This window comes from Psychrobacter sp. H7-1, from assembly GCF_904846585.1.
In the GTDB taxonomy this organism is placed as follows: domain Bacteria; phylum Pseudomonadota; class Gammaproteobacteria; order Pseudomonadales; family Moraxellaceae; genus Psychrobacter; species Psychrobacter raelei.
The window spans coordinates 38,141-60,461 of record NZ_CAJHBH010000014.1; the positions used below are offsets into that span (position 1 = coordinate 38,141).

General features: G+C 47.3%; 17 protein-coding genes and 2 tRNA genes. 11 read left to right on the top strand and 8 right to left on the bottom strand.

What is annotated here, in order from left to right:
- Window positions 1-133: 133 nt before the first annotated feature.
- Window positions 134-1,315 (top strand): endolytic transglycosylase MltG, encoded by a 1,182-nt coding sequence (gene mltG / locus JMX92_RS06235; protein ID WP_011959421.1) that lies wholly within the window; start codon window positions 134-136, stop codon window positions 1,313-1,315.
- Between the two features lie 96 nt (window positions 1,316-1,411).
- Complete coding sequence (tmk, locus tag JMX92_RS06240) at window positions 1,412-2,038, top strand: dTMP kinase (RefSeq protein WP_201544529.1); 627 nt, start codon at window positions 1,412-1,414, stop codon at window positions 2,036-2,038.
- 143 nt (window positions 2,039-2,181) lie between these two features.
- On the opposite strand, the gene JMX92_RS06245 is transcribed toward tmk, so the two are convergent.
- Complete coding sequence (locus JMX92_RS06245) at window positions 2,182-4,464, bottom strand: cation:proton antiporter (protein WP_201544530.1); 2,283 nt, start codon at window positions 4,462-4,464, stop codon at window positions 2,182-2,184.
- Between the two features lie 704 nt (window positions 4,465-5,168).
- Here JMX92_RS06245 and JMX92_RS06250 point away from each other — a divergent pair.
- Entirely contained in the window at window positions 5,169-6,707 is a 1,539-nt protein-coding gene (locus JMX92_RS06250) for a Do family serine endopeptidase (protein WP_227675286.1), read from the top strand.
- 206 nt (window positions 6,708-6,913) lie between these two features.
- Here the strand turns inward: JMX92_RS06250 and JMX92_RS06255 are convergent.
- From JMX92_RS06255 to JMX92_RS06265, 3 genes are all read right to left on the bottom strand, one after another.
- Window positions 6,914-6,989: transfer RNA gene (locus JMX92_RS06255), tRNA-Glu, on the bottom strand.
- Window positions 6,990-7,121: 132 nt separating this feature from the next.
- Window positions 7,122-7,197 (bottom strand) — tRNA-Ala (locus tag JMX92_RS06260).
- 146 nt (window positions 7,198-7,343) lie between these two features.
- Window positions 7,344-8,228 (bottom strand): pirin family protein, encoded by an 885-nt coding sequence (locus tag JMX92_RS06265; RefSeq protein WP_011959425.1) that lies wholly within the window; start codon window positions 8,226-8,228, stop codon window positions 7,344-7,346.
- 206 nt (window positions 8,229-8,434) lie between these two features.
- Between JMX92_RS06265 and JMX92_RS06270 the strand changes: the two genes are divergently transcribed.
- Window positions 8,435-8,941 carry a YgjP-like metallopeptidase domain-containing protein gene (locus JMX92_RS06270; protein ID WP_011959426.1) on the top strand — a complete coding sequence of 169 codons (507 nt, stop codon included), beginning with the start codon at window positions 8,435-8,437 and terminating at the stop codon, window positions 8,939-8,941.
- A gap of 126 nt (window positions 8,942-9,067) precedes the next feature.
- Here the strand turns inward: JMX92_RS06270 and gltX are convergent, their stop codons facing one another.
- Complete coding sequence (gene gltX, locus JMX92_RS06275; protein WP_201544532.1) at window positions 9,068-10,585, bottom strand: glutamate--tRNA ligase; 1,518 nt, start codon at window positions 10,583-10,585, stop codon at window positions 9,068-9,070.
- Between the two features lie 468 nt (window positions 10,586-11,053).
- On the opposite strand from gltX, the gene rsmH reads away from it, so the two are divergent.
- The 7 genes from rsmH (at window position 11,054) to JMX92_RS06310 (ending at window position 20,746) form a co-directional block, all read left to right on the top strand.
- Window positions 11,054-12,073 carry a 16S rRNA (cytosine(1402)-N(4))-methyltransferase RsmH gene (gene rsmH, locus JMX92_RS06280; protein WP_011959428.1) on the top strand — a complete coding sequence of 340 codons (1,020 nt, stop codon included), beginning with the start codon at window positions 11,054-11,056 and terminating at the stop codon, window positions 12,071-12,073.
- Between the two features lie 153 nt (window positions 12,074-12,226).
- Window positions 12,227-12,685 (top strand): cell division protein FtsL, encoded by a 459-nt coding sequence (locus JMX92_RS06285; RefSeq protein ID WP_011959429.1) that lies wholly within the window; start codon window positions 12,227-12,229, stop codon window positions 12,683-12,685.
- Window positions 12,678-14,780, top strand: coding sequence for a peptidoglycan D,D-transpeptidase FtsI family protein (locus JMX92_RS06290; protein ID WP_201544534.1), 2,103 nt, complete (start codon window positions 12,678-12,680; stop codon window positions 14,778-14,780). The genes JMX92_RS06285 and JMX92_RS06290 overlap by 8 nt, the downstream gene beginning before the upstream one ends.
- A gap of 104 nt (window positions 14,781-14,884) precedes the next feature.
- Window positions 14,885-16,594 carry a UDP-N-acetylmuramoyl-L-alanyl-D-glutamate--2,6-diaminopimelate ligase gene (locus tag JMX92_RS06295; protein WP_201544536.1) on the top strand — a complete coding sequence of 570 codons (1,710 nt, stop codon included), beginning with the start codon at window positions 14,885-14,887 and terminating at the stop codon, window positions 16,592-16,594.
- A 63-nt stretch (window positions 16,595-16,657) separates the two neighbouring features.
- Window positions 16,658-18,175, top strand: a complete 1,518-nt coding sequence (locus JMX92_RS06300; RefSeq protein WP_201544538.1) for a UDP-N-acetylmuramoyl-tripeptide--D-alanyl-D-alanine ligase — start codon at window positions 16,658-16,660, stop codon at window positions 18,173-18,175.
- Between the two features lie 315 nt (window positions 18,176-18,490).
- Window positions 18,491-19,612 (top strand): phospho-N-acetylmuramoyl-pentapeptide-transferase, encoded by a 1,122-nt coding sequence (gene mraY / locus JMX92_RS06305; RefSeq protein WP_011959433.1) that lies wholly within the window; start codon window positions 18,491-18,493, stop codon window positions 19,610-19,612.
- A 171-nt stretch (window positions 19,613-19,783) separates the two neighbouring features.
- The gene (locus JMX92_RS06310; RefSeq protein ID WP_011959434.1) at window positions 19,784-20,746 is read left to right on the top strand and encodes a putative RNA methyltransferase; all 963 of its coding nucleotides are present in this window, start codon (window positions 19,784-19,786) and stop codon (window positions 20,744-20,746) included.
- 100 nt (window positions 20,747-20,846) lie between these two features.
- On the opposite strand, the gene xerD is transcribed toward JMX92_RS06310, so the two are convergent.
- The 3 genes from xerD to JMX92_RS06325 form a co-directional block, all read right to left on the bottom strand.
- Entirely contained in the window at window positions 20,847-21,785 is a 939-nt protein-coding gene (gene xerD / locus JMX92_RS06315; protein WP_011959435.1) for a site-specific tyrosine recombinase XerD, read from the bottom strand.
- Between the two features lie 40 nt (window positions 21,786-21,825).
- A complete protein-coding gene (tusA, locus tag JMX92_RS06320; protein ID WP_011959436.1) occupies window positions 21,826-22,119 on the bottom strand; it encodes a sulfurtransferase TusA in 294 nt (97 codons plus the stop codon).
- A gap of 92 nt (window positions 22,120-22,211) precedes the next feature.
- The coding region (locus JMX92_RS06325; protein WP_201544540.1) for a zinc ribbon domain-containing protein at window positions 22,212-22,321 on the bottom strand (110 nt) is incomplete at its 5' end.

Genomic DNA, 22,321 nt, shown 5'->3' on the forward strand with positions numbered 1-22,321 from the left:
AGTAATCAAATCTCAAGCAACCTTGAATGCTTTTTTCAGATAAAGGTTAAACTTGCGCTTAGATGACTAATCCCCATTGAATATCCGAGCATACAGTGCTAAATTCTAGCAAACTTTTACCTCGTGAGTGGCTATGAGCGATTCTAATTCAAAAAATCCCAGCAATACCCCGCACAATCCATCAGATGTTGACCAAAATGAAGCACCTCACACTGACGTCTCCTTAGTCTGTGATGACCCTTCTCGTCATAAAAAGCCGCCGCAAAAACCCACATCCAATCGCAGCTATCAGCTGCTGCTGGTACTGGGATTAATGGCTGCTTTTGTGGTGGCTATGGCTTATCAGACCCTGTTTGGTCACTCTGATCGACCCGCCGGCGACTTAGTGGTGGAAGAGGGTCAAAGTTACTATGGCTTCTTACCACAGTTTCAGCGCGATGTGCCCATGTTCTCAGCCAGCTTGGCCAAGCTTTATATCAAGTCGGCCGTTGATACGCCACTAAAGGCAGGCACCTATGAAGTGCCTGCCAATGCCAGCTTAAAGCAGCTTATTGATGCTTTTAAACAAGGCGAGAAAGTGGACATGGTGGCCATTCAGATTATCGAGGGCAAGACCGCCGCTGATTTATATAAAGTGATTGCAAACACGCCGGGTGTCACCTTAGAGGTACTACAAAAAGACGGCAAGCCCAAACCCAATTTGAAGCAGCTGCTGGGTATCGATGCTGTCACCCCAGAGGGAGAGTTTGCTGATAATCTAGAGGGCTGGTTTACCCCAGACACCTATCACTATGCCAAAGGGGTGACCGACAAGCAGATCTTGACCGATTTGTACCAGCGCCAACAAAAAGCGCTGGATGAGGCGTGGGCGAGCCGCTCTAAAGGTCTGCCGTATAAGTCGCCTTATGAAGCCTTAATTATGGCCTCAATCATCGAAAAAGAGACCAGTGTCGATAGTGAGCGTGAATTGGTGTCTGCGGTGTTTGTAAACCGTTTGAATAAGCCGATGCGCCTACAGACGGATCCTACCATTATTTATGGTATGGGTGAGCGTTATGAGGGCAACATCCGCCGTGCTGATATCAATGAAAAGACCGCTTATAACACCTATCAAATCGACGGCTTACCACCCACGCCCATTGCGCTACCCTCACCGGCATCTATTGACGCTGCGCTACATCCAGCTGACAGTGATGTGTTGTACTTTGTGGCGACGGGTACCGGCGGTCATAAGTTTACCAAGACTTATGCGGAGCATAACCAAGCGGTAAAAGAGTATTTGGCGGTGATGCGCCAACAAAAAAGCGGTCAATAAATAGATGTAGGCGAACAACAAGTACGCCTATTAGATGTGGGGAAAAACACCCTGATATTAACAAGGGTGATACTGGCAACAACGAGGTAATCGACATTGAGTCTAGGTAAGTTTGTAAGCTTTGAAGGCACCGAAGGGGTAGGAAAAACCACAGCGATTAATGGCTTGTGTGAGCGCTTGCAAGCTCAAGGTATCGAGTATGTCCGCACCCGTGAGCCAGGCGGAAGCCCCTTTGCTGAGAAGCTGCGTGAGTTGTTGTTAGACACACGTACTCAGATTAATGATGACACTGAGCTGTTATTGATGTTTGCTGCGCGCAGTGACCATCTAGCGCAAGTTATTATGCCGGCATTAAGTGCAGGCAAATGGGTGATCTGTGATCGCTTTATTGACTCTACTGTGGCCTATCAAGGCTATGGACGAGGCTTTGGAAATGCCGATATGCTACATAAAATCGAGGCTCTTATTGCAGGGTTTGTACCGCGTTTACCTGACATTACCTTGTGGTTAGATCTGCCAGTCGCCGAGGGCATGCAGCGCGCCGGCAAACGTAGTGTAGCTGACCGCTTTGAACAGCAGCAACTTGATTTCTTTGATCGTGTTTATCAGGGTTTTGAGGCTCAGCAGCAAGCACAGCCGCAGCGCATTCAGCGTATCGATGCTCAAGGTGAGGTAGAGCAAGTGGCGGATAGAATTTGGCAGGCAGTCAGCCAGCAGCTATAGCGGGGCAGCCTAAAGGTGAGACTTTGCCTTTGCTTCAATGACCGACTTCACCTCTTGCCAAGCTTTATTTTGCTAAGTTTTGAGTCATAAAAAAGAGCAGCTCGTATTCGGGCTGCTCTTTTTTTGCGGTGTGTAACCTGGTTTTAAGACAATTTATCTGAGCTATTTTTGGCATGGGTATCAGGCAGACGCTGCGGATCTAGTGACCCATCAGGTTGTCTGGGTGCTTGTGAATTGCCATTGTCCTGTGACTGTAGTGATTTTACGGAGGCCGCTTTGCTCACTTTGGGGGCAGCTGCGGCACTGTCAGAGTGCTTTTGTAGGCTTTGCTCAAGCTTATTGGCCAGATCTGCCTCAAGCTGAGTGGCCGGTAGCGTAGAGGCTGCCGACTTCGATGCCGTGTCTGCATGAGCTGTGTCTTGAACCACTTGGCTATCAACGGCTGCCGTTTGGGCATCAGAGGCGGCCAGTTTAGGTTCAGCTTTGGCAGGAGTCGTGGCCGCTTGGGCGCCATAGTTGGGGTCACGCACATCTTCATTGAGGGTCTTTTCTTTGCGTTTTTCAGGCGCTTTGGAGGTAGACTCAAACTGCAAGTCGGCCAAAGCACGGGCCTGATTTTGCTTTTCTGTGACATCGACTGTTTTAGGCTGTACTTCATCTTCAATGACGAGCGCTACCAGCTTGTGATCACGAGGAATGTCATTTTCAAAGCTGTCGGTAATCACATGCAAATGACCTTCTTTATCAATGGTATATAAGGGGACAAATTGCTTATTATCAGCGCGATACTGGCTGTAGCTATAGCTGTCGGTAATGTTGGTGATTTTGATGCGTGCCTTTTTAGACAGCATACTGGCCATCTTGGTATAGGTGGCATCTTTACCGAACAGCCAGCGTGAGGTGAAGTTGGCACGGCGGGTTTCGCGTTCGGTTTTGGCCTTATCTTCGGTGAATTTTAGACGGTAAATTTTTTGTTCGCCAAATTCATGACGGTAATGCAGCTCAGATAAGGTATTCATCTCCTTATCGGTGCTCATCGCAAATAAATGGCCAATACCAATCAAATCCAAATGCCGATCGGCATGGTCTGAGATGGGGTTACCAAAGTAGGTGCGTAGGCCAGACATACGTGCTTTAGCAATATTGGTGTAGTTATTGTGCGCCACCAATACATCGAAGCCTTGGTCTTGTAGAGATTCAGCCACTTTTAAGGCCACAGGGTTTGAGCCGACAATCAGTACACCATTGCTGGCAGGCTCACGCACGCCCAATAGGTTACCCACCATTTTAGCACCCAAGCCTTGGATTAATACAGTACCGATAATCACCATAAACACTAGGGGTACTAACAGCTCAACACCTTGAATATCATACTCTTGCAAGCGAATGGCGAACAAAGAGGAGATGGCAGCAGCCACAATACCACGTGGCCCAATCCAGCTGATCATCATCTTCTCAGAGGTCTTTAAGTTCGAGCCCATAGACGATGCCCACACCGATAAAGGGCGTGCCACGAACATCACAATGGCCAGCAGCACCAAGCCTTGGAAGCCCACACTCAATAAGCTGTTTAGCTCTACACGGGCAGCGAGTACGATGAACAACACTGAGATGAGTAAGACGGTTAATGACTCATTAAACTCCAAGATTTGCTCACGCGGAAAGCCTTTCCAGTTAGCTAGAGCCACACCCATGACCGTCACGGCCAGTAGACCTGATTCATGTTCTAAATGGTTGGATAAAGAGAACAGTAGCAGCACAAAAGCTAAGGTAAAGACGTTGTGTAAGAACTCAGGAATCATATGGCGCTTGATCAAGTTGGCCAATACGAATGCCCCAAACATACCGATGGCGGTGGCAATAACCACAATCTCAGCGAATAAGAAGATACTGTTGGCCTCTCCGCCTGAGATGATATATTCATACACCAAGACCACGGCGATTGCGCCTACCGGATCAATGATGATGCCTTCCCATTTTAGGATATTGGAGATGGTTTTGTTGGGCCGCACACTGCGCAGCAAAGGCATGATTACCGTCGGCCCGGTCACACAGACTAAGGAGCCGAACAATAAAGCGATAAGCGGATCGACATCAAACAACAAGTAGGTGGATAATGCCACCACAGCGATAGTAATCACTACCCCTAAGGACACCAGCATTTGTACCACTTTACCGTGCTGCTTAATCTCTTCAAACTCTAAGGTCAATGAGCCTTCAAATAAAATAATGGCCACGCCCAAAGAGATAAAAGGGAATAATAAATCGCCAATGACCGCATCAGGGTCGAAATAACCCATAACTGGACCGACAAAGATGCCAATGAGCAATAAAAATAAAATAGACGGCTGTTTTAAATACCAAGCCAGCCACTGCGCTGCAATGCCAAGCCCAACCACGCCAGATAATAATAAGGCGGTATCCATGAAAAATTCCTTGTGTTTGCAGTGTCATTTAGACCAAAAGCGGGCGAAACTAAAAAATATCTGGGTTCCCTGCTACTTGTCAATGGTATATAAAAGCGACACCGAAAAAAAAGCCTAGTGAGTAACGACTAGGCTTTGCTAACTACAATATAAAGATAACCAGCGTAACAAATACTGAGTTTTAATCAGGTTATCATATCACGAAATAAAGTAACACATCCGATACAATGGGGCAGTTGCCACAAAACGGCGACTAAAACTGGTTAAAACTGGCGTTGATTTTGAGTAAAAACAACCCCTTTTTTTCAAAAAAAATAGGCGCTATTGCCTAAAATAAAAGGGCTAACGCTCAGGATAATTTTGTGAAGTTAAATTGGCATCAGCCGCGTCTGGATTTTAGGTAACAAAATAAAAAGCATGTGTAATTGGCGTGTTGAAAATCTATGATATAAGTCGTGTAGCATATAAAGCAGTTACGATATAGTATAAACGTCACTCATATAAAAAAAGTAATGCTCGGTCGGTGTATTGCTAGGGTTATAAACTTAATTAAGCTCAATGGTTGTCTAATAGAGTATCACCTCGTCTTTGATGACCCTGCGGTTATGCCTAAGCACACACCTTTACTCATTAAGACCTAAGCGGGCCAGTATATTTTGCTTGTCAGCGGATCTTTGAGCACAGACTCACTTGGAGAATCAACAATGAAAAATACGCCCAACAGACCAAAAACGATAGTTAGCGCATTAAAAACAACTTACTTGTCTCAAAGCTTACAAAAAAGCCAACAAAAGCTTAAAGCGTTCGGTGCAGGCTCTGTGCTGGCACTGAGTGGCTTTGGCATAGGTAGTTTGGGGCTAATCGCAGGCACAGCTTTATTGGCCACCTCTGCGACTATACCTACGGCAGCACAGGCCGCGGTTGTGGCTTCAGATTTCTCAGATTTGGTGGAGCAGGTGAGCCCAGGCGTTGCTAGAGTCAACGTAGTGACTAAGGTGAGTGAAGAGGAGCTTGCCAAGGCTCAAACGGTTGAGCTGCTGCGACAGTTCTTCGGCGACCGCATTCGCATTCCAGGTGCCCAAACAGCCCCGGCCATTGAATACAACTATGGTACGGGCTTTTTTGTGACCTCAGATGGTTATCTGTTGACCAATCACCATGTGATTGCGGGGGCAGATAAAATTACGGTCACCTTAAATGACCGCACCGAGCTTGATGCCACTTTGGTCGGCAGTGATGAGCGCTCTGATGTGGCGGTATTAAAGGTAAAAGCCCAGCCAGGTAAGTCTTATCCTGCGCTGCCTACCGGTGACTCCAATGCGGTAAAAGTGGGTGAGCCAGTATTGGCTATTGGCTCGCCTTTTGGTTTTGATTATTCAGCGTCGGCCGGTATCGTCAGTGCCAAGTCGCGTAACTTCTCACGGGATATTAGCGTGCCCTTTATCCAGTCGGATGTGGCGCTAAACCCAGGCAACTCAGGCGGTCCACTATTTAATCGTAACGGCCAAGTTATTGGCATTAACTCACGAATATTCAGTGGTACTGGCGGCTATATGGGACTGTCTTTTTCTATCCCCATTAATGAGGCGATGGATATTTATCAGCAGCTAAAACAAACCGGTACAGTATCACGCGCTTATCTGGGTATATTCCCTCAAGACATCGACCGCAACTTGGCCGAAGCTTATGGCCTAAGTAAGCCGCAAGGGGCGCTACTGATTAAGGTTACCCCTAAATCGCCAGCAGAAGCAGCTGGCCTAAAGGCGGGCGATATCATCACCCATTACAACGGCAAAATGATTTTAGAATCCTCTGACCTTTTAAACATCATTAACCGCAGTAAGCCAGGTGAGAGCTTTAAGGCCGATGTATTGCGTCAAGGCAAAAAGATTGCAGTCATTGGTAAGTTATCAGCAGCGCCCGATGATGTGGCACCAGATGCGGTGGTCACTAAGTCTAATAACAGCCAAATTCGTCTAGGCTTGCGCATTCAGGCGCTGCCTCGTGAAAGCTTGGCACAGCTGGACGGAGAAGGGGTATTGGTAACCGAGGTGGATCCTACAGGGATAGCAGCCAGAGCTGGTATAAGAGCCGGTGACGTTATCACTAACCTGCATCAGAAGTCGATTAAGAGTATCGATGACTTCCAGCGGGCGCTACGTCAATTACCTGAGGCGGGGGTGGTGACCATTGAGGTGGTACGTCAAGGTATCCCAGCCATTATCGGTCTGCGTTTGGATTAGCACTGACGCTTATGCGTATTGCCTATTGCAAGAAGGCGATGTCATTTTATAGGGTGGCATCGCTTTTTTTGGGCTATTGATGGGGATGGGGCGTTTACCGGTAATAAGGTGCTGGACTAATACACCGACGTAAAAAAACCTCCAATCGTTCTGATTGGAGGTTTAGTGCTTATCTCTTAAATAGATTAAGGATAAGCTCGAATAGGTGGTATCCCGTAGGGGATTCGAACCCCTGTTACCGCCGTGAAAGGGCGGGGTCCTAGGCCTCTAGACGAACGGGACACAAAATCATGTAAACATGAAATAGTTTTACAACGTAAGGTGCTATAAATAGCGTTGCCTAGGTGCTTACGTTGGTGCCGTTGATACTCATTATATATTAAATATTTTGATTATCAACTGTCTTAGAAAATATGGTGGAGCTAAACGGAGTCGAACCGTTGACCCCTTGCATGCCATGCAAGTGCTCTACCAACTGAGCTATAGCCCCTCTCTAAGAGTGGGCGTATTTTAGGCAATATCTCAAACCTTGTCAACACCTATTTTCAATTAATTTGTATTTTTTGCAAAAAAAAGGCCACGGACTAGCCGCAGCCTTTGGTTATCAACCGTTATACACAATTGATAAGAGACAAATTAAGCACCTTCACCGAAGCGGCCTTGCTGGAAGTCGTTCACCGCTTGGATGATCTGTTGCTGGCTGTTCATTACAAATGGGCCATACTGCACAATCGGTTCATTTAAAGGACGACCAGTTACCAAGATGACTTTGGTATCTTCATTACCGGCCTGAATAGTCACCCCATCAGCATTCGGGTCATTTTTCAAGATGGCCATGTTTTTAACTGGTATACGCTTGTCCTCAATGCTGGCGCTACCACGGTAGACAAACACAAAGCTATTGTGGCTGGCTGGAATATTGTGACTAAAGCTGGCACCGGCCGGCAAATGAATATCTAGATACGTAGGCTCAGTCACCTCACGAGTAACCGCACCTTCTACACCATTGGATTCACCGGCAATGACGGTTACTTTTGTGCCATTTTCGGTCACGAATTTTGGCAAATCAGCATCTTGGAAGTCTTTGTACCAAGGGGCATTCATTTTGTCTTTAGCTGGCAGGTTTAGCCATAGCTGAAAGCCTTCCATCGCGCCATCTTCTTGCTCAGGTAGCTCAGAGTGAATCACGCCACTGGCAGCGGTCATCCACTGCACACCACCATTTTCAAGCAAGCCTTCATTACCGGCACTGTCTTTGTGACGCATACGGCCTTCAATCATATAAGTTACGGTTTCAAAGCCGCGATGAGGATGGCTTGGAAAACCTGCGATATAGTCATCTGGGTTATCGCTTTTGAAGTTATCGAGCATCAAGTAAGGGTCAAGGCGATGCTGTAATTGATGAGTCAGTACGCGGGTTAATTTAACGCCTGCACCATCTTGTGTGTCTACACCAGCATATAGCTGCTCAACTTGACGAGGTTGGGTAATGGTCACATCATTTTTTACAGAGGTAGTCATTGTTATTCTCCTAATGATTGATATATCTTCTATTTGATGTCTTATAGTATAGAATTCAAGGTATCGTAGTTTGGCGTTTTTGTTACTGTATATTGTTAATGTAACATAATGATATGCGCTGTTAAATTAAGAAATTCTTATTAAATGATTTTCTTTTTTCAAATCATCCACCCACCCAGTTATAACCTGTAAAAAGAGAGCCTTAGGTGACTGCATTAAAATATATTGCCCATTATCCCGAGCAAGTTCAAAGCCAAGCGCGCGCCTTAATCGCCCAAGACAAGCTTGGTGATTATTTGCAGCAAAAATATCCCAATCGGCACCAGATCCAAAGTGATAAGGCACTGTATCAATACGTCACTGAGCTAAAAAACCGTTATATGCGCAATGTTGGCACCTTATCTCAGGTGAGCTATAACAGTAAGCTGAGTGTGCTAAAAAATGCGCTCGGTATTCACACCCATCAGTCTCGGGTGCAGGGCAGCAAGCTTAAATCGCACAATAGCATTACTGTGGCGAGCATTTTTAGAGAGGCGCCGTTTGAGTTTTTGCAGATGATTGTGGTGCATGAGTTGGCACATTTCAAAGAGAGCGACCACAATAAGGCTTTTTATCAGATGTGTTGTCATATGCAGCCGCAGTATCACCAAGTAGAGCTTGATATGAGGCTGTGGCTATTATGGCGGGATTTGGAGAGTAAAAAGAGGGGCTAGACGCAGCTGACCTTAATCAAAGTAATGAGCGCATTTGGCTCAAAATAAAAGGACTGAGACTTGTACAATACAGATCTCAGTCCTTTTTTGGGGGCCGTTTAAACTTGCTTTTGTCTAAGTTAACGGTTATTCAGCTGCCAAAAAGTCTGGCATATCCGCTGCGGTTTTCTCAAGCTTTTTCAGCTTTTTCTTGCCAATACCGCCCAAGACTTCAACGGCATGACGCAGGCGAGTTAAGGTCATATCAGCGCCAATAACATACATAGAGTTCATCACAGGCGTCGATGAGGTGCTGCCAGCAATGGCAATAAAGAACGGCGCCATCATGTCACGCAGTTTGATATCGAGCGCAGCGCTTAAGCCTTTAAGTGTTTTAAAGATATTGTCTTCGCTCCACTCAGGTAATGCTTCAAGTTTCCAAGTGGCAATCTGCAGGATTTCCATGATTTGCTCAGGTGTGAGCGTTTTGTGCTCGAAGCTCTCAGCGGTAATGCTTGGCAGATTTTGGAAATAAAAGCCACTCCAGTTCACGGCATCAGACAACAGATGGATACGAGGCTGAATCGCCGCTGCAATGGCGGTTAATTTGTCTGAATCATTTGCCCAGTCCAAAATCTTATTTTTTAACTGCTCTGGGGTTAGCGCACGTAGCCATTCACCATTTAACCAATGTAGCTTTTCAAGATCAAAGATAGGGCCACCTAACGATACACGCGTGATGTCAAAGCTTTCAATCATCTCATCAAGGGTGAAGATTTCTTTGTCATCAGGCATTGAGTAACCCATACGACCTAAGTAGTTTAGTAGCGCTTCTGGTAACACGCCGGCATCACGATAATAGGTAATAGACGTTGGGTTTTTACGCTTAGACAGCTTTGATTTATCTGGGTTACGCAGCAGTGGCATGTGGCACAGCACAGGCATCTCCCAACCGAAGTAATCATATAATAGCTGATGCTTAGGCGCTGAGTTTAGCCACTCTTCACCGCGGATAACGTGAGTGATCTCCATTAAGTGATCATCCACCACGTTGGCTAGGTGATATGTGGGTAGGCCGTCTGTTTTTAACAGCACTTGCATGTCCACTTGTTCCCAAGGAATCTCCACTTCGCCGCGTAGCATGTCTTGTACTTTACACACGCCTTCGGTGGGCACTTTCATCCGAATAACGAATGGCTTACCCTCGGCAGCCATTTTGTCAGACTCTTCTCGAGGTAAGTTGGCATAGCGGCCGTCATAATGAGGGTTTTCACCACGCGCGATTTGTTCGGCACGCATGGCATCTAACTCCTCAGGGGTGCAGAAGCAGCGAAAAGCATGACCTTTGTCCAACAACTCTTGAGCATATTGTTTATAAATTTCACTGCGCTCGCTTTGACGGTATGGGGCATGCGGACCACCATTGTCAGGACCCTCCGCCCAGTCTAGACCGACCCAGCGTAAGGCGTCTAAAATCATTTGCTCTGATTGCTCAGTTGAGCGGCTTTGATCGGTATCCTCAATACGTAGGATGAATTCACCGCCATGTGCTTTGGCAAAGGCTAGGTTAAATAGGGCGATATAGGCAGTGCCTACATGAGGAAAGCCGGTGGGTGAGGGGGCGATACGGGTGCGGACAGGGCGCTGGGCAGTGGTTTGTGTCATGATGCTCTCTTAGGTTTATGTTGAGTGGTTTTAAAATTTGGTTACGATTTATCAAAAAATTTGCAGCAGTAAATGAACTTTAACGCTTATTATAGCAGGTTTGATTTGGCGCTTATAATCTTGGATCTATGCCCGCACTAGCTAAGCTTTTTGGCCAGTTTTTGACTTTTTATTATACTGTAGAGGGCAGGCTATGGGGTATGAATAGGCTTTTTTAAAGCTCAAAATAAGCGGCCAGTGCTCAGCAATGAGGTGGCGCTAAAAGTGGGTTTGGTGCCTGAAAAAAGAGGTAACATATTTTGTTTGGTTAACTTATCTTACTTTTCTTGACATGGTGACATAGCTTGCGATAATGGATGGTTAAAATACCTTATTTATTACTTGCCTGTTTTAACCACACTGATAAGCTAAGTCTGCGATGTTGATGGCTATCAGGTTGGTTTACGTTTTTTAGGAATACTAGCTACTGTGACCGATGTCCCTACCTCCGCACCACGCTCCACCTCAAAATCAGAGTTTAGCCACGAAACGGTGTTACTGTTTGAAACGGTAGCGGCAGTCTTGGGCGAAAAGTCGCTCAATGATAACACCCCCAAGCATGACGGGATTTATGTCGATGCGACCTTTGGCCGTGGCGGGCACAGCAAGCTTTTGCTTAACTATTTAAGTGATGATGCCAAGCTGTTTGTGTTCGATAAAGATCCAGAGGCCATTGATGTGGCCAATGATTTGGCCGCAGAAGATAAGCGGGTGATAGTGGTACACGACAGCTTTGCTGATATGACGCAGTGCTTAAATAGCCGCGGGGTGAGCCAAGTTGACGGTATTATGGCTGATTTGGGCGTCTCCTCACCACAGCTTGATGATGGCAGCCGCGGCTTTAGCTTTATGCGTGATGGTGCCATTGATATGCGTATGGACACCAGCCGAGGACAGCCGGTAGGCGAATGGCTACAAACAGTGGATGAAGAGACGTTGGCCGATGTGTTGTACGATTTCGGTGAGGAGCGTCACAGCCGACGTATTGCTCGTGCCATCAAGGGCATGACGCAGTACACCTCGACTTTAGAGCTTGCGGAGGTGATTAAGCAGGCGCACCCCAAGTGGCAAAAAGGCAAACATCCGGCGACCCAAAGCTTCCAAGCGATGCGTATCTTTATTAACAATGAGCTGGGCGATATAGATAGCTTTTTGGCACAAAGCCTAACGCTGCTTGCCCCTCAAGGTCAGCTTGCGGTGATCAGCTTTCACTCTTTAGAAGACCGCCGCATTAAGCAGTTTTTGCAGCGCCACAGCCGAGGTCAGTATCCTGAAGATGAAAACTTACCGATGCCGCCGCAGCGTCCACGTTATTTTAGTAAGCCCAAACGTATCGCACCAAGCAAAGCGGAGGTCACCGTGAATAATCGCTCAAGAAGTGCTTGGTTAAGAGTAGCAACACGCACCGATACCCCATATAATACCGACCCTAGCCCGCAACACAGCTAGGGCGAACCTAGGCAATATAAATTCAGTTAAATGGATGCGCTAACCGGGGTATGATTAAGTCAATTAACGCCCCAAAACTCCATAAAGCGGCTGTTTTACTGAGTCATTTTTTTTATCCTTAAAGACCGCTGCGGTCATAATATCAGTCACTATATGGCAAATAATAATACCCAAAGCTCGACCCAAATTGATAAAGACTCGTTGGAAATCAGCGAGTTTTTGACCAAGCGCTACCGCGGGGTGAGCGTCTATGGCACGGTCATGATTTTGCTGGCGATCGGCATTATCTGGACAGCGGTGCTGACGTCTGAACAGGTGCAGCAGTATCATGAAGATTATATGGCGCTGCAAAAAATGAAGGTTGAGCACCGCAATTTGCAAATTGAAAATCAGCGTTTGGTCATTGAACAGCAAACCTTTAGTGCCACGCCGCAAATAGCCAGCCGTGCTGTGACTCAGCTGAGCATGTATTCGCCTTCTAATAAAGACAAGCTTATTTTGCAGCCGATGGCCGCTAAGCCTGGGGATAGATTGAACATTGAACAACCCAAAACCGCGTCTGAAGAGACCGACACCACCACCGCACCATCACTAGGGGGCAAAGATGAGTAAGAAGCCTTCTAATCGTCCGACTACCAAAAAAGGCACTACCAAAAAAAGTACCGATAAGCCATTACACGGTAAGGTAACCGAGCCTTTGGTCACCCCAAATAAAACAGCTGCTAATAAAACCAGCAAAGCCAATAATAAGGCTGAGCCTACCTCAGGGCTGTCTAAGCTTAAGTTTTGGAAAAAAGACCAAAGCGACAGTGAGGTCTACACCAGTGTTAAGCACCGCAGCGGCAAAATATTTAAATCGACCACCGTGGGCGCCTCAAGCCGAGGCAGCATAGAAAGTGATCTGATCCGTTTTAAGATTATGTGGGGATTTGCGGCAATTTTTTTGGTAGTACTCATCGGCCGGGCGATGTATTTGCAAATATTCAACGCCCAAAAGTTCATTGATAAAGGCAATGAAATCATTACCAGTGAGCGCACTCAGCATTCGTATCGCGGTATGATTACTGACCGCAACTTACAGCCATTGGCGGTCAGTGCGCCTTTGGCCAGCGTGTCATTTAGCCCATACGACTATGCCCAAGCCTATTACGAGCTGCAAAAACGCATCCAAAAAAATGCCGATGACCCCGAAGCCCAAGCGCGTTTGCTAAAAAAGCTAAAAGAGATGGATTTGGCACAATTGGCCAGCGTGTCAGGCATGTCGCTTGAGCGTCTGCAGCAATCTGTAGCCATTGATAAGAGCGTTGATGCCACTAATGAAGAGGCAGTAAAAGCAGCAATGCCCAAGGGGGCAGGCTCACATTATCTACCTTTATTAAATAAGGTCACCCCAGAGATTGCCGATGCGGTGATGGCGTTAAACTTCCCAGGGGTGTATGAAAACCAAGAGTTTCGCCGTTATTATCCGCAGCCACAGCCCAATGCACAGCTGCTGGGCTTTATGGGCCACAATGCCAATGATCCCAATAGTGGTTATGAAGGCCGTGCCGGTATTGAGCGTCAGTTTGAAAAGCAGTTAGCCGGGCAAGATGGTAAGGTGCGTGTCTTAAAAGACCGCTATCAAAACAGCATTGAAGAGCTGGAGCAAATTAAGCCTGTGGTTCCCGGTCAAGACGTTGCACTGTCTATCGACTCTCGCTTGCAGTACTTATTATACAAAGAGCTTGAGCGTGTGGGCCGTGTACAAGAAGCACGCTGGTCAACTGGTATGGTGGTGGATGTACACACCGGTGAGGTGCTTGCCTTATCGACTTGGCCTTCGTTTAACAACAACAACTTAAATGAAATGACCGGTAATAACCAGCGTAACCGGGCAGTGCTCGATGTGTTCGAGCCAGGGTCAGTAATGAAGCCTTTTACAGTGGCTACCGCTTTAAAATCTGGTAAATATACCGAGAATTCATTAATTAACACCAGCCCAGGTTCTATCCGTGTCAAGGGATATACTATACGTGACCACAATAACCTAGGCTCAATTACCATGGCGACCTTGATCCAAAAATCAAGTAACGTGGCTTCGACTAAGATTGCTTTATCGTTACCCCCTGATGCCATTACCAATATGCAAAAGAACTTCGGCTTTGGTCAAAAAACAGCGCTGCAGTTCCCAGGTGAGCAGCCAGGTATCATTCCAACGCCTAAAGAGAACGAGACCTCGCGCAGAGCGACGGTGAGCTATGGTTATGGCCTGCAAGTAACGCTGGCGCAAATTGCTCAAGCTTATGCAGCGCTTGGCTCAGGCGGGGTGATGCATCCACTGACTTTGGTTAAACAAGACCAAAAACCTGCTGGCAAACGTGTCCTCGATGAAAAAGATGCCATGGCCGTGGTCAAGATGATGGAAACTGTGACTCAGCCAGGTGGTACGGCAACGGCCGCTGCCATTGATGGCTACCGCATTGCAGGTAAAACAGGGACCTCACGCCGAGTCAATCCAAAAGGCGGCTATTACACCGATCAATATCGCACGGTGTTCGCAGGTATCGCTCCGGCGTCCAACCCGCGCTTGGTGACCGTGATCTTAGTTGAAGACCCCCGTCAGACCTATTATGCCGGTATCGTTGCTGCTCCTGTCTTTAAAAATGTGATGCAAGAAGCGCTGCGTTTGTATAACGTGCCGTTAGACAAACCCTTAAAGGCAGAATAGCCGTTTTTAGGCGGCCAACTGTGGCAGTTGGCCGCTTAACTGGTCAATAGGCCACCGTTAGCGCTTTGGTCAATAAACACAAGTAAATTATAAGGCCCTCTAGGATGACACATACCCAACCTGCTCCTCACTTACGCTCTATAGTTAACGCCGCCGTCAAGATATTACCGCAGCATCAGTCCACCTTGCAGCGACTGAGCGTACCGGCAGCGCTTGATGTGCCTTTCTCAAAGTTTGTGCTCGATAGCCGTCAGTTGGCAAAGCGTGACGCGTCATCCGCGCCGGCAGCCTTTGTGTTATTAAAAAGTCAGACTCAGCCTTTGCAAAAAAGCCAGCAGTATGTCCAAACCGCCTTACCGCAAGCGGCATTTATCATTAGTGAGATTGACCCACAGCAGTTAGGCTTAGAGGGATTAGATAAACCAAGCGACTCAAGTCCAGACTGTCCTATTTTATTTGTGCCCGATATCCGTGATGTACTGGGTACTTTGATTCAGTTGAGCCTTTTGTCTGATGAGGCGCTCTCACAGATCGGTGATGCACAGTCTTTGGCACAAACACTGCCGCAAGTTATCGCTGTAACCGGCACCAATGGCAAAACCACCATTAGTCAGTTAATGGCTCAGTTGTGTCAGTTTTCAGAGGTCGCTCAATTACAAAACAGTGCAGTGATGGGTACCGCGGGTAACGGTCGTCTAGACAGTCTCGTACAGGCCAGCCATACCACAGGCGATGCGCTAGCGGTACAAGGCTTCTTACGTAAGATGGGTGATGAAGGGGTGGATTTATTAGCCCTAGAGGCCAGCTCACATGGTCTCGATCAGCAGCGCTTGCAAGGCGTACCAGTCACGGTGGCACTGTATACCAACTTAAGCCGTGACCATTTAGACTATCACCCAGATATGCAAGATTATGCCAAAGCCAAGGCACGCTTATTTGATAAAGCTTATTTTCCACAGTTAACACATGCTGTGATTAATGCAGATGATGAGTTTGCGCCGCTGATGATTGAGACAGCGCAAAACTCAGGGGTTAGTGTCTGGTTGTACAGCTTACAGGGCGATTTTATCGAAAAAAGCGCTCTGCAACGTGATGCCTACTTTATCGGCAAAACCATTGAGCCAAGCTTAGATGGGGTGAAAATTGAGGCCGCAACCAGCTTTGGGCCATTGACGTTGCACAGCCCCTTATTAGGCCGCTTTAACGTGGCCAACCTATTGGCAGCTGTCGCCGGAGCGATCGCGTTAGGTATCGAGCCTGAGAGCATCCCCGCCTTAGTCAAACAGCTGCATGGTGCCAGTGGCCGTATGCAGCGTGTGAGCTTAGATGAGCAAGGCTCACAGCCTGAGCAAGGGGTGTTTATTGTCGATTATGCGCACACGCCGGATGCGTTAACCCAAGTGCTGACCAGTTTGAAATCGCATTGCAGCGGTAACTTATGGGCCATCTTTGGCTGCGGCGGTGACCGTGATAAGGGTAAGCGCCCTCTCATGGCGCAGGCGGGCTTGGCCACTGCCGATAAAGTGGTATTAACCTCTGACAATCCGCGCAGTGAAGATCCGCAAATGATCTTGCAGGACATGCAGCAAGGGATGAGTGACGAGCAGCATGCCAAAACCACGGTCATTGCCGATCGAAAACAGGCCATCGAGTATGCCGTAGAGCATGCTGCCGCAGATGATATCGTGGTCATTGCTGGTAAAGGGCATGAGACTTATCAAGAAATCAAAGGCGTGCGTTATGACTTCGATGACCGCTTAGTGCTACAGCAGGCATTAATTGCGGCGCACAGTTCAGAGACCCCAAGCCGCTAACCTTATCACCTTCATATTTTATATTTCATATCCTGACCATTAAATTAACGAGACGCAATCATCATGAGCCAACGACACCCCGAGAATGGACTATTTATTTGGACACCTGAGCAGCTACTTGCCGCAACGGCTCAACTAAACGGGGAGTGGATAGGGCTTGAAGCGGCAGATTCATCGAGCTTACGTGCCACTCGTATCATCACCGATACCCGAAAAATCGAAGCAGGTGATATATTCCTTGCCATTGTCGGTGAGAACTTTGATGGACACAGCTTTGTGGCGAGTGCCGTGGAGAAGGGCGCTATTGCCACTATTGTCAGTCAGCCGCTATCAGAGGTTAATGTGCCGCAGCTTAAGGTGGATGATACTCGATTGGCTTTTGGTCAAATTGCCGCTTATCGCCGTCAGCAGCATCCTAATTTAAAGGTGATCGCGTTAACCGGCTCTAGTGGCAAGACCACTGTCAAAGAAATGCTGCGTCATATCTTTGCTCAAGTTGAAGCCGCTTCTGCCGATGTGCAAAGCACAACTTTGGTGACCCGAGGTAATCTCAATAACGACTTTGGGGTGCCTATGATGCTGCTAGAATTAGAGCAGCAGCACCGTTATGCAGTGCTTGAGCTGGGCGCAAACCATGTCGGTGAGATTGCTTATACTGCTGCCATGGTCAAGCCAGATGTGGCCTGCATCCTAAATATTGGGACAGCGCATTTGGGAGAGTTTGGTGGCCGTGACAATATTGCCAAGACCAAAGCGGAGATTTATCAGCCGCTGACGCAAGCAAGTACGGCAGTTGTGCCTTGTGATGATGATTATAGCGATCAATTAATGAGCACCGCCAAGCAGCATACCGATACCGTTATTGGCTTTGGTTGGCATTCGCTTGAGCAGCGGACGGCAAAGCTGCCTGCAGTCTATGCTACTGAGGTTAAAACCACTGCGCTACAAAGCCGCTTCCAATTACACTTCGCTATTGAGGGCAAAGCACCTGCCATGGTATCCGTCCTGCTGCCTATGGCCGGTGAGCACAATGTCAGTAATGCCTTAGCGGCAGCTGCCTGTGCTTACGCCGCTGGCGTGTCGGCTGAATTAATTGCGCAAGGTCTAAACCAAGCCAAATCCAGCAAAGGCCGACTGGGTAGACAGCGCTTGGGTCAACATCACATCATTGATGATACTTACAATGCCAACCCCAATTCTATGCGCGCCGCTGCTGATGTACTGGCGGCTCAAGAAGGCACCAAAATTTTGGTACTGGGTGACATCGGTGAGCTGGGTGATGACGCGGTTAGCGAGCATTATAAATTGGGTGAAGCAATTGCTAACAAAGCGGTGGACTATATGTTGTGTGCCGGTGAGTTTGCCAAAGACACGGTAGCTGGAGCCAGCAGTCAAGGCATGACACAGGCATATGCCTTTGATACCAAAGCTGACTTATTGCCCAAGCTTATTGAGCTGGTTCAGACGCAACAGCAGCAGGGCCAAGTGTGTACCTTATTATTTAAAGGCTCGCGCACCACCACGATGGAAACCTTGATTGACGATTTAACACAAATTAGCACAAGCCCCTCATCTCTATAGGTGGCGGGTAGCTTATAACCAAAAATAGCTTATTTAATACGTCGATTGATTCTAGGCTATGTGCATTTTTGGTGAAAAGTTGGATTAAACCTGTTTTTGTTGGTCATTTTTGCGATAATTTGATTTATTTTTACGATAGCCAAAGTTTATTGTCATAAATGGCGGCTGTTGTCTGGTTTGTTAGTCGTGATTTTTAGTCCCAGTTTCAAATTTGCGATATCGCTTTGGCATAGGCTGCGGCGATGTCATTTTTATTTGTGGTGATTAGGGGCTAAAAACACACATAATTTTTTAAAAATTTATGAGGAGTAGGCGGTGTTATATTGGTTATTTGACAGTTGGTTGAGTCAATTCTATTCACCGTTCTCGGCGGTATCTTCGGTAACCTTGCGTACTTTACTCACCGTTATTACCTCGCTTGCTTTTAGCATCATCTTAGGCCCCCGCACCATCGCTTATCTTCGCAGTGTAAAATATGACCAAGCTGTACGTGATGATGGCCCCAAAACCCACTTAGCAAAAACAGGAACGCCCACCATGGGCGGGGTACTGATCCTAACCTCGATTGGTTTTTCGACCTTATGCTGGGCTAATTTAGCCAACCCCTATGTTTGGATTTTAATGGTGGTCATGGTCATCTTCGGGGCTGTGGGCTGGGCCGATGACTGGTTAAAAATTAAGTATAAAAACCCCAAAGGCCTAATCGCCCGTAAAAAGTATTTTTGGCTGTCAGTGGGTGCGTTATTTGTAGGCAGCTCGCTGTATTATATCGCCAGCCAGCAGCCTGACCCTGCTCAAACCAAAGCCATGGTGGATTTGTTAATTCCCCTATTTAAAAACTGGATAGTGCCTTTATCAGCGCTACCGCTGGGCTTAGGCTTCATCATCTTTACCTATTTTGTGATTAATGGGTCATCAAATGCCGTCAACTTGACGGATGGCTTAGATGGTCTGGCCATTTTACCTGTGGTCTTTGTCGCTGCAGGTCTGGGTGTATTTTCTTATGTATCGGGTGATGTGCGCTTCGCTGATTATTTGCATGTGCCTTATATCGCTTATAACTCTGAGGTGACCATTGTTTGTGCAGCCATGATTGGCTCAGGCCTTGGTTTTTTATGGTACAACGCGCATCCGGCGCAGGTATTTATGGGCGATGTGGGCGCATTGGCACTGGGTGCTATGCTAGGTACCATTGCCGTTATGACCCGCCAAGAGATAGCCTTTGCCATCATGGGCGGTCTATTTGTTGCGGAAGCTTTATCAGTTATTCTACAGGTGGGCTCGTTCAAATTACGCAAAAAACGTGTGTTATTAATGGCGCCACTGCACCATCACTTTGAAGAGCTGGGCTGGAAAGAAACCCAAGTTGTGGTGCGCTTTTGGATTATTGCTATTTTATTGGTAGTGTTAGGACTGATGACCTTAAAGCTGCGTTAATACAGCAGGTTAATCAGGGCTACTATTCATCATTTAATCAATAGTTCAAGCAGTAATTTAAGCAATCGTCCCATGTACAGCAGTTAATAACGGGTGTCATATTGGCACCCGTTTTGTTTTACTTTAAATTATATCTGGTTACTTTCAGACTTGGTAATAGGATTTTGACTTATGATCTCTAAACCCTCAGCACGTTATCAACCGCAGTTTTTGTGTCCTTATTGCCAGTCACCTTTGCTAATCAATGCCAAGACTTGGCTGTGTGATGGCAGTCAAAATGAAAAAGGGACCCGTCATCCCTTTGATGTGGCGCGCCAAGGCTACGTGAATTTATTACCTGTGCAAAATAAAAAATCCAAAGATCCCGGTGATAGCCAACAGTCGATTGACGCTCGCCACCGATTTTTAAACCAAGGCTTTTATCAGCCTTTGCAGCAGCTTATTGCCAGTTTGGTCATGCCCAGCTTAGAAGCTTCAGCGCCACCGGTTCAAGCAAAGGCAAAGACTTGGCTCGATGTGGGCTGCGGAGAGGGCTATTACACCGGTGCTATTGCTGCGGCTCTAGCGGCAACACCAAATAATCACGCTTGCTTGGTAGCACTAGATATCAGCAAACCGGCGGTCGCCACAACGGCCAGAGTCGCCAAACAACACTCTGGGCTGTGGTATCAGGTTGAGGCAGATGGTTTGAGCGCCACTGCTATGTATCCGATGGTGGCCAGCGCCTCGCATTTGCCGCTAGCCGATGCCAGCTTAGATGCCATCAGTACTATTTTTAGCCCGATATTACCGGAGGAATTTGCGCGTGTCTTAACCTTAGGCGGACGGCTGATTATTGCCAAACCTGATGCTGGGCATTTACAAAGTATGCGCGAGGCCTTGTTTGATGAGGTACGCCCGCATGATTCAGATAAGTTCTTAGAGGAGCTGTTGCCGTACTTTAAAGAAGTGGCAACGCATACTGTGGCGGCTGATTTGATATTAGATGCTCAGGCTTTGGCAGATTTATTGACCATGACCCCGTATTCATATCGGGCACGTGCTGGGAAGCGAGAGGCGTTATTGGCTTCTGCTGAGCGTCAGCCATTTGAGACTACCGCTCGCTTTGTGGTGTATGAATTGGTAAAAATTTAGGCGGTTATTCAAAGTTAACGCTGGGTCTGTCTAAGCAGTAGGTATCAACTTAAGACGCAGGGGTATACATCTACCGCTACGGCTTAGCAAACACAATCAACTAGCCTCTGGGATGATGCGCTTCATGAAGCTGCTGCAATCGAGCCGTGGCCACATGGGTATAAATCTGAGTGGTAGATAAGTCACTGTGGCCCAGTAGCAGCTGTACGCTACGTAAGTCAGCACCGTGATTAAGTAAATGCGTGGCAAAAGCGTGCCGCAAGGTATGCGGAGATAAGTCGCTTTGGATGCCTGCTTGTTTGGCATATTTTTTTATCATGTACCAAAAGTTCTGGCGGGTCATATAGCCGCCTTGGGTGGTCAAAAACACTGCTTGGCAGTTACCTGATTTTAAATGTGCCACCAGCTCGCCTCGGGCATGAGTCAAATAATCATCCAAGGCGTCACTGGCATACTCACCCAAAGGCACCAAGCGGGTTTTATTGCCTTTACCGGTGATTTGTAGCCAGCCGGCATTTAAATTGACCTGCTCTAAAGATAAGTTCATCAGCTCACTGACCCGAAGCCCGCAAGCATAGAGCACCTCAAGCATGGCCTTATCACGCAGACCAAGGGCGGTACTGGTATCGGGGGCAGACAGCAGGCTTTCGACATCGTTTTCGGACAAATCCTTGGGCAAAGATCGGCCAATCTTGGGTGTTTTGATACGCTCGCATGGGTTGTCTTCACGGCGCTCATTGCCCACCATCCATAAGTAGAACTGACGCAAGCTTGAGAGCATACGCGCTTGGGTGCGTGGCGTTTTTCCTTGTCTATCTAGCGCCGTTAAACACTGCATCACATCCATGTCTGACCACAGCGTTAGCGCTTTAGAATGGGTGGTCTCGCACAGCTTTAAATCACGCACATAGGCATTACGAGTGCGCGTAGACAGACCACGTGCTAGCATCGCCTGACGAAACTCGGTGATATAAGCGGGCTCATCATCCACCGCAAGGGCTTTGGGCTGTCTGGGTTGTATGGCGCGATCACGACTCATGTTATCTTCTCTACATCTGACTTAATTTGTGTCAACAACATCAGCTTTGCTTTTTTTGTACCACATAGCGATAAAGCGTATCGGTATGTCGCTCAGGGTCGCCGGCTGGATTGTTTTCCTCTGATTGGGAGATTAAGTTATGACCTAGGTGACGACAAAAATTGGGAATATCACGGGTGGTCGCAGGATCGGTGGCCAAGATTTCAATATAATCGCCAGCTTCGGCCTTACGAACAGTGCGGTGCAACAACATCACTGGCTCTGGACAAATCAGGCCTTGGGTATCTAAGTGATGCTCAATAGGGTGCTCTGGAGTGGTATCGGCAATACTCATAGTGGGAAACCTTTTATCAGTATATTGTCAAAAAGTAAAAAAAAGGGCGCAATTTACTCGCCTTGTTTGTCTTCATTGACTTCCTCCCCTCGCTAAACCGAGGGGATTGCTACAGCTAGACGGTCAAGCCCGACCGCAAGGATGTTCTTAGCGGCATTGATATCTCTATCATGCCATGTGCCACACTCAGCACACCTCCATC

Bases quoted from the DNA above. Each gene is read 5' to 3' on its own strand.
- JMX92_RS06285 (WP_011959429.1), top strand. From the start codon at position 12,227: ATGGCAAATAATAATACCCAAAGCTCGACCCAAATTGATAAAGACTCG.
- JMX92_RS06290 (WP_201544534.1), top strand. From the start codon at position 12,678: ATGAGTAAGAAGCCTTCTAATCGTCCGACTACCAAAAAAGGCACTACC.
- JMX92_RS06265 (WP_011959425.1), bottom strand. From the start codon at position 8,228: ATGACTACCTCTGTAAAAAATGATGTGACCATTACCCAACCTCGTCAA.
- JMX92_RS06250 (WP_227675286.1), top strand. From the start codon at position 5,169: ATGAAAAATACGCCCAACAGACCAAAAACGATAGTTAGCGCATTAAAA.
- JMX92_RS06300 (WP_201544538.1), top strand. From the start codon at position 16,658: ATGAGCCAACGACACCCCGAGAATGGACTATTTATTTGGACACCTGAG.
- gltX (WP_201544532.1), bottom strand. From the start codon at position 10,585: ATGACACAAACCACTGCCCAGCGCCCTGTCCGCACCCGTATCGCCCCC.
- JMX92_RS06295 (WP_201544536.1), top strand. From the start codon at position 14,885: ATGACACATACCCAACCTGCTCCTCACTTACGCTCTATAGTTAACGCC.
- mltG (WP_011959421.1), top strand. From the start codon at position 134: ATGAGCGATTCTAATTCAAAAAATCCCAGCAATACCCCGCACAATCCA.
- JMX92_RS06310 (WP_011959434.1), top strand. From the start codon at position 19,784: ATGATCTCTAAACCCTCAGCACGTTATCAACCGCAGTTTTTGTGTCCT.
- xerD (WP_011959435.1), bottom strand. From the start codon at position 21,785: ATGAGTCGTGATCGCGCCATACAACCCAGACAGCCCAAAGCCCTTGCG.
- JMX92_RS06245 (WP_201544530.1), bottom strand. From the start codon at position 4,464: ATGGATACCGCCTTATTATTATCTGGCGTGGTTGGGCTTGGCATTGCA.
- tusA (WP_011959436.1), bottom strand. From the start codon at position 22,119: ATGAGTATTGCCGATACCACTCCAGAGCACCCTATTGAGCATCACTTA.